We start from the raw sequence: 11,991 nt of genomic DNA on the forward strand, positions 1-11,991 counted from the left end.
AATCAGGATTCGCTGCTCTGCTTGCGACGCGCGGCATCGCTGTTGCGGCTCAGCCACAGTGATACGGCTTTGAGCGAGTCGTCGGTGAATTCATCGCAGCGCGCGGTGATCTCTTCTGGTGTCATCCAGAACACTTCGTCGACTTCTTCTTCCTGCATGGCAAACGGACCATGAGAAACGCAGCTGAACAATCCGCCCCAGACGCGGCAGTGCTCATCTTCGAAGTAGAATTTACCATGCTCGGCAAACGGCACTGCGGCGATCCCCAACTCTTCTTCCGCTTCACGGCGTGCAGATTCCAGCATGTCTTCACCACTCTGCACCACGCCACCGGCGGTCGCATCGAGCATACCCGGCATGAAGTCTTTGATTTCAGTACGACGCTGCACCAGAATTTTGCCCATACCATCATGCACCACGATGTAGGTCGCACGATGACGCAAATTCTGCGCACGCATCTGCGCACGGCTGGCCTGCGCAATGACTTCGTTCTCTTCACTAACGATATCAACCCACTCGATACCGCTATCTGCCGTTTGATCCACCATCCGTAACCCTTTTCTGTTTTCGGCGTGCCCAGCACGCGCCTGTTTGCGATGCCTTATTAGAATGAGCGGTAAGGTAAAGCGTTCTTTTCGCCTCCGCAAGGCTCTTCGTGCTTAGCGCGATTTGCCCGATTCGGCCAGCCACAATTGCACTGAGGCGCGTTGCCACTGAAACTCGGCGTAATGCTGCAATTTCACCGGTAACGTGTCGCCATGCAGTGCCAGCCGGTTAATCATCACCGCCAAATCGGTGTCGGCAATCGACCATTCACCAAACAGGTTTTGTTGTCCATCCGGTAGCAGGCGCTGAACCGCCGCAATCAACTTGCTTGCCGCCTGCTCACCAGCCGGAGTTAATGGCGCAAAGCGCTCGCCGGCAAACAGCACTTCCGTCGGACGCTCAGCACGCAGCGCCATTAAATCACTGCGCAACCACGCCTGCACTTCACGCGCGTGCGCACGCTTTTCACGATCGCGTGGATAGAGACGCTCGAATTCAGGGGCCGGGAAACGCTCTTCAAGGTACTCAGCAATCGCTGAAGATTCATTGAGCACCAGATCATCAATCTGCAGCGTAGGTACGCGACAGGTCAGCGACAGCGCGCGGTAGTCATCATCAAGCTGGGCGTTTTGCGCCAGGTCCACGCGCTTTAGGGTGAAAGGAATGCCTTTCTCGGTGAGTGCAACGTAGACAGACATAGCGTAAGGGCTGAAAAAGGATGCATCGGACCACAAGGTGATGGATGGATAGTTCATCGGCTGCCTCAATAAGCATCAGGTGTGCTTTCTATTTACCGATTTTTATTTGTTTAGGCAATGGTGTGCTGGTCGGATCTTTGACCTTAAGACCAACACAAACTTTCCCTTTTTCTTCATTAGCGTAAGCGCTGTCACGCTATCCGTGCGCTTCTCTTCTATGATCAGTCTGAGCAGAAAATAAATTACAAGGAGGCTCAGCATGCACCTGCTTATTACCGGTGGCACAGGTTTGATAGGCCGCCATTTGATACCGCGTCTGCTGTTGCTCGGACATCAGGTGAACGTCGTCACCCGAGATGTCGCGGCGGCACGGGACAAACTGGATCCTCGCGTTTCGCTATGGTCCGGTATCAATCAGCAAAACGATCTCGACGGTATTGATGGCGTGATTAATCTGGCGGGCGAGCCGATCGCCGATAAACGCTGGACCGAACAACAGAAACAGCGGCTGTGTGAAAGTCGCTGGCAGATCACCGAGCAAATCGTTTCGCTGATACACGCCAGCAGCAACCCACCGCATTTTTTAATTTCCGGATCCGCGACCGGTTTTTATGGCGATACCGGCGATCTGGTATTAACGGAAGACGATCCCGGTCACGATGAGTTCACTCATGCCCTGTGTGCACGTTGGGAACAGCTGGCACTTAATGCACAGAGCGATCGCACCCGGGTTTGTTTATTACGCACTGGCGTAGTGCTGGCAGAGGAAGGCGGCGCGCTGGCAAAAATGAAGCTGCCGTTCAAACTTGGCGTCGGCGGTCCGATTGGCAGTGGGAAGCAGTATCTGCCGTGGATTCACATTGACGATCTGGTTAACGCGATCATCTGGCTGATCGACAATAACGACCTGAGCGGACCGTTCAATATGGTTGCGCCTTATGCGGTGCGCAATGAGCAGTTCGCCGCCACACTCGGCCACGTAATGCATCGACCGGCGTTTATGCGCACCCCAGCCAGCGCGATTAAGTTGATGATGGGAGAATCTGCCGTGCTGGTGCTGGGTGGGCAGCATGTTTTGCCGAAACGGCTGGAGGAGTCGGGTTTTGGCTTCCGCTGGTATGATTTGCAGGAAGCGCTGCAGGATGTGGTCTGATAAACAGACGGCGGCCCTGAGCCGCCGTTTTTCACTTAGCTGCGTTGTTCCGCTACTCGCGATTTCACCGCCCTCGCTTCACGCGTGTGTCCCGGCTGCGGCACGCGAATGATAAAGGTCAGCACCCCCGCAAACACATACAACGCGGTATAAGCCCATACCACCCCGACAATATCAAAGAACGGCAGCATCACTGAGGCGATAGCCGGAGCCACGAAATTGCTCAGGCCCGCCGACAGGTTGTAGATCGAGACGGCGGCACCTTTATGATGCGGTTCCAGCGTTGGAAATACCGCCGTCATCGGTACAAATGCCGCCACAAAGATCCCCAGCATTACCGCCGGAATCAGTGCCACCCAGAAGTTATGACCGGCATACAGTGGCAGGTAATAAAACATCAGGCTGGAAATCGCCATTCCGAGGCAACCGAACCAGCGCACCTGACGGATCCAGCCTAGCTTCTCACCGGTGATGCCCCAGAAGATGTTGGTGAAAATGGTGACAAAGAAGAACACCGCCCAGATCTGCAGCCATTCAGAGATAGTGAAGCCGAGACGATCGACAAACAGCAGTGGCATGATGATGGCAAAACCAAACAGCGACAGCGTGTTGATGATGCGAATCAGGCAGGCATAAAACACGTGCTGATTGGTGAACAGGATGGTCACGGCCCGCGACATCTCGGTCATTTTGTCACGCATCGGCAAATTCACACGTGAGCGATCCACCGGCACGTTGCGCAGGCTAAAGTACGCCAGAATCCCACCACAGGCCACCCAGATGATTGCCAGCCACAGCGTCCCGGTTTCCCCCAACATCGGGATGGTCAGACTTGGCAGGTAGCTGCCGACCACGCCGATGCCGACGGAATACATTGCCCAGAACCAGCCGGTTGCTGCTGCCAGTTTCTCACGTGGCAAGACCTGCACCAGCATCATCATGAACGAGTAGATAAACAGCGGATAAGCCAATCCACGGATGCCGTAGAACAGCACCATCAGCGGGTAGTTGCGCAGGCCAAGTCCCAGCGACATAAACAGCGCATGCATCACGATCCACAGCACAAAGCCAATCATCATCGCGCGCTGCGGGGTGATCAGCTCTGCCACCACGCCAGACGCCCAAGCCGCCAGCGCCGCCGCTAAACCATAGAAAGTAAACACCACCGCAGATTGCGCAGGCGTAAAGCCCATATCCGTGATATGGCGTGACAGAAACGCCATTTCAAAGCCATCACCCGCCATAAAAATCGCGATAGCGAGGAAGCCCCAGAACATCTTTTTCGGTAAGCCAAACCAGTATTCGTTCGATTGCATCACAATCACCTTCTGTTCGGTAAGCCGTTATGCAGGCAGCAAGCTGCGCACCTGTTGTTGTTGGATGTAGAGTTCGCGGAACAGACGCAGCCGCTGTTGCAGCACGGCACCTCGCGTCACGTCCGGTTGATAGCGCGCCTGTACCGCAGGTTTCAGGCAAACCTCATGCTCATTGCCACCATCGGCCAGCCAGGCTAAACGCGCGGCGCCCAGTGCCCCCGATGCGCTGGCCGGATGGGTGACGATGGGCAGTTGCAGCACATCGGCAATCAGCTGTGCCCACAGCGTGCTACGCGCACCGCCGCCGGTCAGGCTGCATTGTTGAATGTGATGCTGAGCGTCACCGAGCACGGCTAACCCATCCGCCAGCCCAAATGCCACACCTTCAATCACCGCATAGCCCAGCAAGGCACGCGGCGTTTCGTGGCGTAGATTGAAGAAAGAACCTGAGGCGTCAGGATCGTTATGCGGTGTGCGCTCACCTGACAGATAAGGCAGGAAAACCGGTGCGCGGCGCAGTTGTTCATCGCTGAGTTGTGCCATCTCCTCCATCAGTTGGCTTTCGCTCACCGACAGCAGATTGCACAGCCAGCGCAGACAACTGGCGGCGCTGAGCATCACACTCATCTGATGCCAGCGGCCCGGTAGCGCATGGCAGAAGGCATGCACCCCAGATTGCGGATCGGCCTGTAAGCGATCGTTCACCACGAAGATCACGCCGGACGTGCCCAGTGAAATAAAGGCATCGCCCGGATTCACTGCACCCACGCCAACCGCTGAAGCGGCATTGTCACCGCCACCACCCGCCACCGTCACCGAAGTGGATAAGCCCCACTCGCTCGCCAGTGCTGGCTGCAAACGGCCACTCACTGCACTGCCTTCCACCAGTTCGGGCATCTGGGCGCGCGTCAGCCCGGTGATGCCCAGCAGTTCATCGGACCAATCACGCTGCGCCACATCCAGCCACAACGTGCCGGCAGCATCGGAAGGTTCACTGACAAAGCGCCCGGTAAGACGCCAGCGCAGGTAATCTTTGGGCAGCAAAACCTTATCGATGCGGCTGAAGATCTCCGGCTCATGCTCTGCCACCCAGCGCAGCTTCGGCGCGGTGAAGCCAGGCATGATCATGTTGCCGCTGATCGCCATCATCTGCGGATAGCACTTCCTTAGCACCTCACACTGCGGCGCACTGCGTGTGTCGTTCCACAAGATGCACGGACGCAGTACCTTGCCATCCGCATCCAGCAGCACAGCACCGTGCATCTGACCGGACAAGCCGATGGCGCGAATCTCGGCCCACGCATCAGGAGATTGATGACGCAATGCCGCCAGCACCTCGGCGCAGGCTTGCCACCAGCGTTCGGGATCCTGTTCTGCCCAATGGGGATGCGGACGCTGCACAGCCAGCGTGGCGTGCTGCGACGCCACAATCTCGCCGTCTGTATTAACGATCAGCGCTTTAAGTTCTGAGGTGCCAATATCGATGCCGAGATACATGATTACACCGCCGCCAGTTCTGGCTGTTTCAGCCACTGCTGCAAACTCTCAACACGACGCGTCACCAGGGCATGAAACGCCTTATCGTTGGCCAGTTCCGCAAACAGCGCGTTATCACTCAGGAAGGCCTTCAGCGGATCGGCACTGGCGAACTGGTTACGCAGCGCATCGGCCTGTAGCGCACCATCCTGATAGGAATACGGCAGATCGTCATTGGCCCAGCGCTGCATAAACAGGAAGAACAGCGCCGGAATCACCGCCGTTGCACTGGGCTGCGCACCGCGCTGGTAGCACTGTTGCAGGGTTGGCGTCACCATGCCGGGAATTTTAGACAAGCCGTCAGCGCCTACGCGCTGATTGGTGTCTTTGATGTAAGGGTTGCTGAAGCGGGCCAGCACTACGTCGCGGTATTCGGCTAAATCAAGCGGGCTGGGCGACAGGGAGGGAATAACATCCTGAGTGACGTAGTCGTGCGCCAGTTGATAAATCGCCGGATGACGGGTGCTGTCATCGATATAGTTCAAGCCAATCAGCGTGCCCGCCCAGGCAATCGCAGCATGCGTCGCGTTGAGGATGCGGATTTTCGCCTCTTCCCACGGCAGCACCGATTCCACCAGCTCAACACCGACCTTTTCCAGCGCCGGGCGTCCGGCAATAAAGTCATCCTCAATCACCCACTGAATAAAGGATTCCGCCATCACCGCTGCGCTATCCTGTTTGCCGGTTGCGGCTTGCACGCGCTCCGCCACATCTGGTGTAGGACGTGGCGTGATGCGATCCACCATGGTATTCGGTGAAGTGGTCTGCGTGCGCACCCAATCTGCCAGCGCGGTATCGCCTTTGGCCGCAAGGAAGGCGAGGAAACCCTCACGGAAACGCTCGCCGTTGTGGCGCAGGTTGTCACAGTTCAGCAGTGTGACTGGCGCGCCGCCCTGCACAACACGCTTCGTCAGGATACGGCTGAGTGCGCCATAGATAGTGCGGATATCGCCGCTCAGGTCGGCCTTCACGTCTGCCTGGTTAAGATCCAGGGTGAATTCCGGCGTTAAGTAGTAACCCGCCTCGGTTACGGTAAAGCCAATCACGCGAGTGTCGGCATTGGCTCCCTGCTCGACTAGCGCGCTGATTTCGCTATCCCAAGGCAAAATTTTGCGCACTGAGGTGATAGTTTCATAGTCGCGCTCACCTTCAGGCGTCACGGTTTCCAGCACATATTCGCCGTTCTGTGCCGCTAACTGATTGAGCAGCGGCACCGCGTCATTGCGAATATTGCCGAGTGCGATGCCCCAGTTTTCGTCTCCCTGCTCGCGCAGTTTATGCAGATACCACGCCTGATGTGCCCGATGAAATGATCCCGCGCCGATGTGCATCCACACTGATTGATTGGTCATAATCGCCTCAATTAAACATTTGCCACATTACAGGGCATTTGCCCGATGACGTTTAGCATAGTGCTCGAGGCGAGGATTATTCTGCGAGCTTTATCACAAATAATACTTTTGCTCTTTTTTAGGGCTTTTGCTCAGTTAGTGCTTTTCGTAAAACACGCGATAAGATGACGCATCGATTTAGACGGAACAGCGTGATGAGCAGAGAAGAGAAAAAACAGGAGCTGGCCGCGCGTGCCGCGTGGATGTATTACGTCGCAGGCGTAACGCAGCAGGAGATTGCGCAGGCATTGGGATTATCACGTCAGGTAGCGCAGCGCCTGGTCTCCAGCGCACGTGAAATGGGCATGGTGAGCGTGAAGATTGATCATCCTGTGACGCGCTGTCTGCAACTGGCACGTGAGGTGCAGGAGAAGTTTGCTTTGGATCTGTGCCGCGTGGTGCCGTCGGCCAATCTGAATGATGACGCCATTCAACAGATGCTGGCGGTGGAAGGCGCGGCGGTGATGTCACAGTTCATCAATGAGGAAGCCCCGCAGGTGTTTGGCATTGGTTCGGGCAAGACTCTCCGCTCAATGATCGATGCATTGCCATGGGTGGATCGCCCGCAGCATCAGTGCGTTTCGATGATTGGCGCCATCGCGCGAGATGATTCGGGCACACGCTATGACGTGCCGTTGAAGATGGCGGAGAAGATGCAGGGCAAGTATTTCTTCATTCCTGCGCCGCTGTATGCCGACACACCACAGGATAAAGCGATGTGGGTGCAGCATCAGGTTTATCAGCGCGTCACCGATCGCGCATTGCAGGCGGACGTGGCCTTTGTTGGTATTGGGGAAGTGATGCCGGGTTGTCCGTTAAATGCCGAAGGATTTATCACCGATGCACAGGTTGAGGCACTGAATGCACGCGGCGTGGTAGGCGAAATGCTCGGTCACTTTTTCAATCAGCAAGGTGAGCGCGTGTGGGGCGAAACCGATGAGCTACTGACCAGCGTATTGCTGGAGAGCCAGACACAGCGCAAGATTATTGGTTTTTCAGGCAGCGAGCGGAAGTATCCGGCGATTCGGGCTGCCTTGCAGGGCGGCTGGGTGTCGGGACTGGTAACCGATGAAGATACGGCGCTGAGGTTACTGCGAGAGTGAGTTTTCAGCGCCTGCTCAGGAAGCGGGGGCAGATCGTAAAGACGGCATAAACCATCCCTGGGCCTCAGCCCGCGCCATCCCTGGCGCGGGATGCGTTACTCCTCTGCCCCCGCTTCCATCGCCTCAACCATCGTGCAAAATTTACTTCAGCGATCCCGACAGGAACTGCTGCAAACGTGGGCTTTTCGGGTTGCCGAAAAGCTCATCTGGCGAGCCCTGCTCTTCAATCTTGCCCTGATGCAGGAAAATCACGTGATTGGAAACATGACGAGCAAACTCCATCTCATGCGTCACCACCACCATGGTTTTACCCTCTTCAGCCAGTTTCTGCATGATGCGTAGCACTTCGCCGACTAACTCGGGATCGAGTGCAGAAGTCGGTTCATCAAATAACAGCACTTCCGGCTCCATCGCCAGGGCGCGGGCAATGGACACACGCTGCTGCTGACCGCCCGAAAGATGCACCGGATATTTAGCACGCGCACGCTCATCAATGCCGACTTTATCCAGATATTTAATCGCACGCTCACGCGCTTCGGCTTTGCTCAGCCCCAGCACCTGGATTGGCGCTTCGGTGACGTTATCCAGCACCGTCATATGGCTCCACAAGTTAAAGTGCTGGAACACCATGGTCAGACGGGTGCGCAGTGAACGCAGCTGCTCTTTGTTGGACACTTTCAGCTGCCCATCGGTATCACGCACCAGATTGATTTGCTCGTTGTTGACCGAAATGGTGCCTTCGCTCGGCTTTTCGAGGAAGTTAATGCAGCGTAAGAAGGTACTTTTCCCGGAACCGGACGAGCCAATAATGCTGATCACATCGCCGGCGTTCGCCTGCAGTGATACGCCTTTCAAAACTTCATGTTCACCGTAACGCTTGTGCAGTTCGGTAACGCTTAATTTGTTGTCAGCCATAGTGATACTCAATGCGATGAAGAAGGTTTCACGTGCGCCAGGAAGCGGCGTTCCGCCTTGCGGAACAGGCTAATCAGCACGTAAGAGATAATCAGATACAGCACCGCAGCGATGCCAAACGCGGTAAACGGCTGGTAGGTCGCCGAGTTAATATCACGCGCGATTTTCAACAGATCTGGCACCGTGGCAGTAAATGCCAGCGCGGTGGAGTGCAGCATTAGGATCACTTCATTACTGTAGGCTGGCAGCGCGGTACGCAGCGCCGACGGTAGTATGATGCAGCGATACATTTTAAACGGGGAGAAACCGTAAGCGCGTGCCGCTTCAATTTCGCCATGGGGAACCGCGCGAATGGCCCCGGCAAAAATTTCGGTGGTGTAAGCGCAGGTGTTCAGCGTAAAGGCCAGCAGCGTACAGTTGAGGCCGCTACGGAAGAAGGCATTCAGCAGCTCCGATCCTTTCACCACTTCCAGCGTATACATGCCGGAATAGAATACCAGCAGCTGGACATACAGCGGCGTACCACGGAAGACATAGGTGAACAGCCAGACGGGCGTTGAGATATAACGATTTGGCGATACACGCGCAATCGCCAGCAACACCGCCATACAACCACCGATCACCACGGAAAGAATCAACAACCACAACGTAATGGCGACGCCGGTAAAACGGTAACCATCGGTCCAGAGCAGCTGTTTCCAATACTCCTGAATAATATCGATCATAGCTCTGCCCTTTTCACACCCACCGTGTAGCGGCGTTCAAGCCACCACAGCACGCCGTTCGACAGCGTGGTAAACACCAGATAAATCACCCCCGCGACGATCGCGAAGTAGAACGGCTGCCAGGTACTTTTACCCGCCAGCTGCGTGGCTTTCACCACGTCTTCCAGCCCCAGCAGCGACACCAGCGCTGTGGCTTTGAGGATCACCTGCCAGTTATTGCCAATACCTGGTAACGCAAAACGCATCATCGCCGGGAACAAAATACGACGGAAAGTTTGCGAACCGGTAAAACCGAAAGCGGTAGCCGCTTCAATCTGCCCTTTTGGCACAGCGAGGAAAGCACCCCGGAAGGTTTCGGTGAAATAGGCACCATAGATGAAGCCAAGCGTGATGATACCGGCCACCATCGGATCGATATCAAACTGCGCCATGCCCAGCGCATCAGTGACCGTATTGAGAGCGATTTGCAGACCGTAGAAGATCAGCAACATCAAAACCAGATCAGGTACACCGCGGATTAAGGTGGTGTAGCCTTCAGCAATCATCACCAGCAGGCGACTGCGAGAGAGTTTGGCGCCAGCGCCCATTAAGCCAAGCACTAAGGCAAGCACCACGGAGCTGAGTGCCAGCTCAAGGGTCACCAGGGTGCCTTTTAGGATTACTTCAGAATAGCCATACAGCATGGGTTCGATCCTGTCGTGAGGGAAAATAACAAACGCTGCCCAACTAACGGACAGTCCTGACCAGGATTTGAATCACAGGGTAGATGGCGGCAAGCGTATGAACCCCGGGAGTTTACATAAGTAAGCGCCCGGAGTGAATAGTTATGACCAACCCTGCTGCAAATCAATCATCAAGGTCAGAAAACAGGACAATTAATCGCCGTATACGTTGAAATCAAAGTACTTCTTCGCAATCTTGTCGTAAGTGCCATCTTTACGCATGGCATCAAACGCTTTATCGATGGCCGCTTTCAGGTCGGCATCATCTTTGCGTAAGCCCATACCGGTACCGACACCAAAGATTTTGTCATCTTTAACCGCTGGACCGGCAAACGCATAGTTTTTGCCAACCGGCTGTTTCAGGAAACCTTCACTCGCCTGCACTTCATCCTGGAAAGCCGCATCGATACGACCCGCATCCAGATCCTGATACACCAGATCCTGGTTGGCGTATGGCGTTACAGTGACACCCTTAGGACGCCAGTTTTCGTTCGCGTAGGTTTCCTGAGTGGTACCCTGCAGCAAACCAATGTTTTTACCTTTCAGCGATTCGATGGTCGGTTGCAGGCTGGAACCTTTCTTCGCCACTAAACGCGCATTGGCGGCGTAAAGTTTTTCAGAGAAGGCGATCTCTTCCTGACGTTTCTCGGTGATGGAGAGAGAAGAGATGATAGCGTCGATCTTCTTCGCTTTCAGCGACGGGATCAGTGCATCAAAATCACTTTCCACATAAGTACATTTGGTCTCGATACGCTTACAGATTTCGTTCGCCAGATCGATGTCAAAGCCGACTAACTGGCCTTGTGCATTCTTGGATTCAAACGGCGGGTAGGTCGGGTCTGTCCCGATGCGCAGCGTTTTTGGTACCGCAGCGAACACGCTCGCAGCGCTGGACATGGCCAGCATCAGGGAAAGAGCCAGAACTCGCTTTTTCATAGGTAACCCTCAAGTGAAGTGCTTATTGTTATATGGTCGTGATATGTGTTTGCGCTGAATGATTTGCAGGTTTCATGCCAGTTATGCAAAACGGCGAAAGCGTGCTCAGGCGCACTAAATACCGCGCCCTTCAGGGGCGCAAGCACTTAGTTTGTGAGGGAAATATAACAGCGGCGTGAGGAAGAAAAAGCGACATTGTTAACTTTTGGTGCACAAGATGCACGAAGAGTGATCAGGCACTCGAAATTGCACACAGTTAGTGCAAAATTGCACCATTATGCGCCATGCCAACGGGTAAACAGGTCTTGCGGCAGCTCAATATCGAATTGATCAATGACGCGATTAACGGTTTGATCGACCAGATCTTCAATTTTTTGTGGGCGGTGATAAAAAGCGGGCACCGGCGGCATGATCAGTGCGCCCAATTCCGCGGCCGTGGTCATCATGCGTAAATGCCCAAGATGCAGCGGCGTTTCGCGCACGCACAGGACCAGTTTACGCTGCTCCTTAAGCACCACATCGGCGGCGCGCGTCAGCAAACTATCACTGTAGCTGTGCACGATGCCGGAAAGGGTTTTCATTGAACAGGGTAAAATCACCATGCCAAGTGTCTTGAAGGAACCTGATGAGATGCTGGCAGCGATATCACGTACGTCATGCACCACATCAGCCAGTGCTTGCACATCACGCAGGCTGTAATCCGTTTCCAGCGATAACGTCTGACGCGCAGCCGGACTGATCACCAAATGGGTTTCCACATCGGCCAAAGGTTGCAGCACTTGCAACAATCGCACGCCGTATATCGCGCCACTGGCGCCGGAAATACCAATGATCAGTCGTTTCATTATTCAGCCCTGCCCGTTCAGATTGCGGCAATGATAGCCGCTCACTGAGCAAAAATACAAAAACAAACAGGGCGGAGTCTCCCCCGCCCTGTTAAAGATGAGCAC

Annotated in this window: 12 protein-coding genes; 2 read left to right on the forward strand and 10 right to left on the reverse strand. The window is 55.0% G+C overall.

Translation table 11 applies throughout. The annotated features are described in order from the left end of the window. Window positions 1-2 precede the first annotated feature (2 nt). A complete protein-coding gene (gene yfcD, locus AC6I8L_RS13365; RefSeq protein WP_034825091.1) occupies window positions 3-548 on the reverse strand; it encodes an NUDIX hydrolase YfcD in 546 nt (181 codons plus the stop codon). A 111-nt stretch (window positions 549-659) separates the two neighbouring features. Beyond that, window positions 660-1,301: a glutathione transferase gene (yfcF, locus tag AC6I8L_RS13370; RefSeq protein ID WP_038645717.1), complete on the reverse strand. Its 642-nt coding sequence runs from the start codon at window positions 1,299-1,301 to the stop codon at window positions 660-662. Window positions 1,302-1,503: 202 nt separating this feature from the next. Between yfcF and AC6I8L_RS13375 the strand changes: the two genes are divergently transcribed. Then, window positions 1,504-2,397, forward strand: a complete 894-nt coding sequence (locus AC6I8L_RS13375) for a TIGR01777 family oxidoreductase (RefSeq protein WP_058961292.1) — start codon at window positions 1,504-1,506, stop codon at window positions 2,395-2,397. A 35-nt stretch (window positions 2,398-2,432) separates the two neighbouring features. Here AC6I8L_RS13375 and AC6I8L_RS13380 read toward each other — a convergent pair whose 3' ends face one another. From AC6I8L_RS13380 to dalD, 3 genes are read right to left on the reverse strand one after another with little or no spacing between them, the layout of a single operon-like run. After that, window positions 2,433-3,713, reverse strand: a complete 1,281-nt coding sequence (locus AC6I8L_RS13380; protein ID WP_058961291.1) for an MFS transporter — start codon at window positions 3,711-3,713, stop codon at window positions 2,433-2,435. A gap of 27 nt (window positions 3,714-3,740) precedes the next feature. Further along, on the reverse strand, window positions 3,741-5,210 hold the full coding sequence (gene xylB, locus AC6I8L_RS13385; RefSeq protein WP_058961290.1) for a xylulokinase: 1,470 nt from the start codon (window positions 5,208-5,210) through the stop codon (window positions 3,741-3,743). 2 nt (window positions 5,211-5,212) lie between these two features. Further along, a complete protein-coding gene (gene dalD, locus AC6I8L_RS13390) occupies window positions 5,213-6,601 on the reverse strand; it encodes a D-arabinitol 4-dehydrogenase (protein ID WP_058961289.1) in 1,389 nt (462 codons plus the stop codon). 194 nt (window positions 6,602-6,795) lie between these two features. Here dalD and AC6I8L_RS13395 point away from each other — a divergent pair, with 194 nt between their 5' ends. Then, the gene (locus AC6I8L_RS13395) at window positions 6,796-7,743 is read left to right on the forward strand and encodes a sugar-binding transcriptional regulator (RefSeq protein ID WP_058961288.1); all 948 of its coding nucleotides are present in this window, start codon (window positions 6,796-6,798) and stop codon (window positions 7,741-7,743) included. 141 nt (window positions 7,744-7,884) lie between these two features. Here the strand turns inward: AC6I8L_RS13395 and hisP are convergent, their stop codons facing one another. The 5 genes from hisP to AC6I8L_RS13420 form a co-directional block, all read right to left on the reverse strand. Then, window positions 7,885-8,658: a histidine ABC transporter ATP-binding protein HisP gene (hisP, locus tag AC6I8L_RS13400; RefSeq protein WP_038645703.1), complete on the reverse strand. Its 774-nt coding sequence runs from the start codon at window positions 8,656-8,658 to the stop codon at window positions 7,885-7,887. 8 nt (window positions 8,659-8,666) lie between these two features. Beyond that, window positions 8,667-9,383 (reverse strand): ABC transporter permease, encoded by a 717-nt coding sequence (locus AC6I8L_RS13405; protein ID WP_034825106.1) that lies wholly within the window; start codon window positions 9,381-9,383, stop codon window positions 8,667-8,669. Further along, window positions 9,380-10,066: a histidine ABC transporter permease HisQ gene (locus AC6I8L_RS13410; protein ID WP_038645701.1), complete on the reverse strand. Its 687-nt coding sequence runs from the start codon at window positions 10,064-10,066 to the stop codon at window positions 9,380-9,382. Before AC6I8L_RS13410 ends, AC6I8L_RS13405 begins: the two co-directional genes overlap by 4 nt. A gap of 192 nt (window positions 10,067-10,258) precedes the next feature. Then, window positions 10,259-11,041, reverse strand: a complete 783-nt coding sequence (argT, locus tag AC6I8L_RS13415; protein WP_034825110.1) for a lysine/arginine/ornithine ABC transporter substrate-binding protein ArgT — start codon at window positions 11,039-11,041, stop codon at window positions 10,259-10,261. A 275-nt stretch (window positions 11,042-11,316) separates the two neighbouring features. Continuing rightward, complete coding sequence (locus AC6I8L_RS13420) at window positions 11,317-11,886, reverse strand: UbiX family flavin prenyltransferase (RefSeq protein WP_038645698.1); 570 nt, start codon at window positions 11,884-11,886, stop codon at window positions 11,317-11,319. Between the last annotated feature and the right edge of the window lie 105 nt (window positions 11,887-11,991).

It is taken from the genome of Type-E symbiont of Plautia stali (assembly GCF_059731115.1).

What these genes read in the sequence shown, in the direction of transcription:
- yfcD (WP_034825091.1), bottom strand. Translation starts at nt 548, where the DNA reads ATGGTGGATCAAACGGCAGATAGCGGTATCGAGTGGGTTGATATCGTT.
- AC6I8L_RS13395 (WP_058961288.1), top strand. Translation starts at nt 6,796, where the DNA reads ATGAGCAGAGAAGAGAAAAAACAGGAGCTGGCCGCGCGTGCCGCGTGG.
- yfcF (WP_038645717.1), bottom strand. Translation starts at nt 1,301, where the DNA reads ATGAACTATCCATCCATCACCTTGTGGTCCGATGCATCCTTTTTCAGC.
- argT (WP_034825110.1), bottom strand. Translation starts at nt 11,041, where the DNA reads ATGAAAAAGCGAGTTCTGGCTCTTTCCCTGATGCTGGCCATGTCCAGC.
- AC6I8L_RS13380 (WP_058961291.1), bottom strand. Translation starts at nt 3,713, where the DNA reads ATGCAATCGAACGAATACTGGTTTGGCTTACCGAAAAAGATGTTCTGG.
- hisP (WP_038645703.1), bottom strand. Translation starts at nt 8,658, where the DNA reads ATGGCTGACAACAAATTAAGCGTTACCGAACTGCACAAGCGTTACGGT.
- AC6I8L_RS13375 (WP_058961292.1), top strand. Translation starts at nt 1,504, where the DNA reads ATGCACCTGCTTATTACCGGTGGCACAGGTTTGATAGGCCGCCATTTG.
- dalD (WP_058961289.1), bottom strand. Translation starts at nt 6,601, where the DNA reads ATGACCAATCAATCAGTGTGGATGCACATCGGCGCGGGATCATTTCAT.
- AC6I8L_RS13410 (WP_038645701.1), bottom strand. Translation starts at nt 10,066, where the DNA reads ATGCTGTATGGCTATTCTGAAGTAATCCTAAAAGGCACCCTGGTGACC.
- AC6I8L_RS13420 (WP_038645698.1), bottom strand. Translation starts at nt 11,886, where the DNA reads ATGAAACGACTGATCATTGGTATTTCCGGCGCCAGTGGCGCGATATAC.
- AC6I8L_RS13405 (WP_034825106.1), bottom strand. Translation starts at nt 9,383, where the DNA reads ATGATCGATATTATTCAGGAGTATTGGAAACAGCTGCTCTGGACCGAT.
- xylB (WP_058961290.1), bottom strand. Translation starts at nt 5,210, where the DNA reads ATGTATCTCGGCATCGATATTGGCACCTCAGAACTTAAAGCGCTGATC.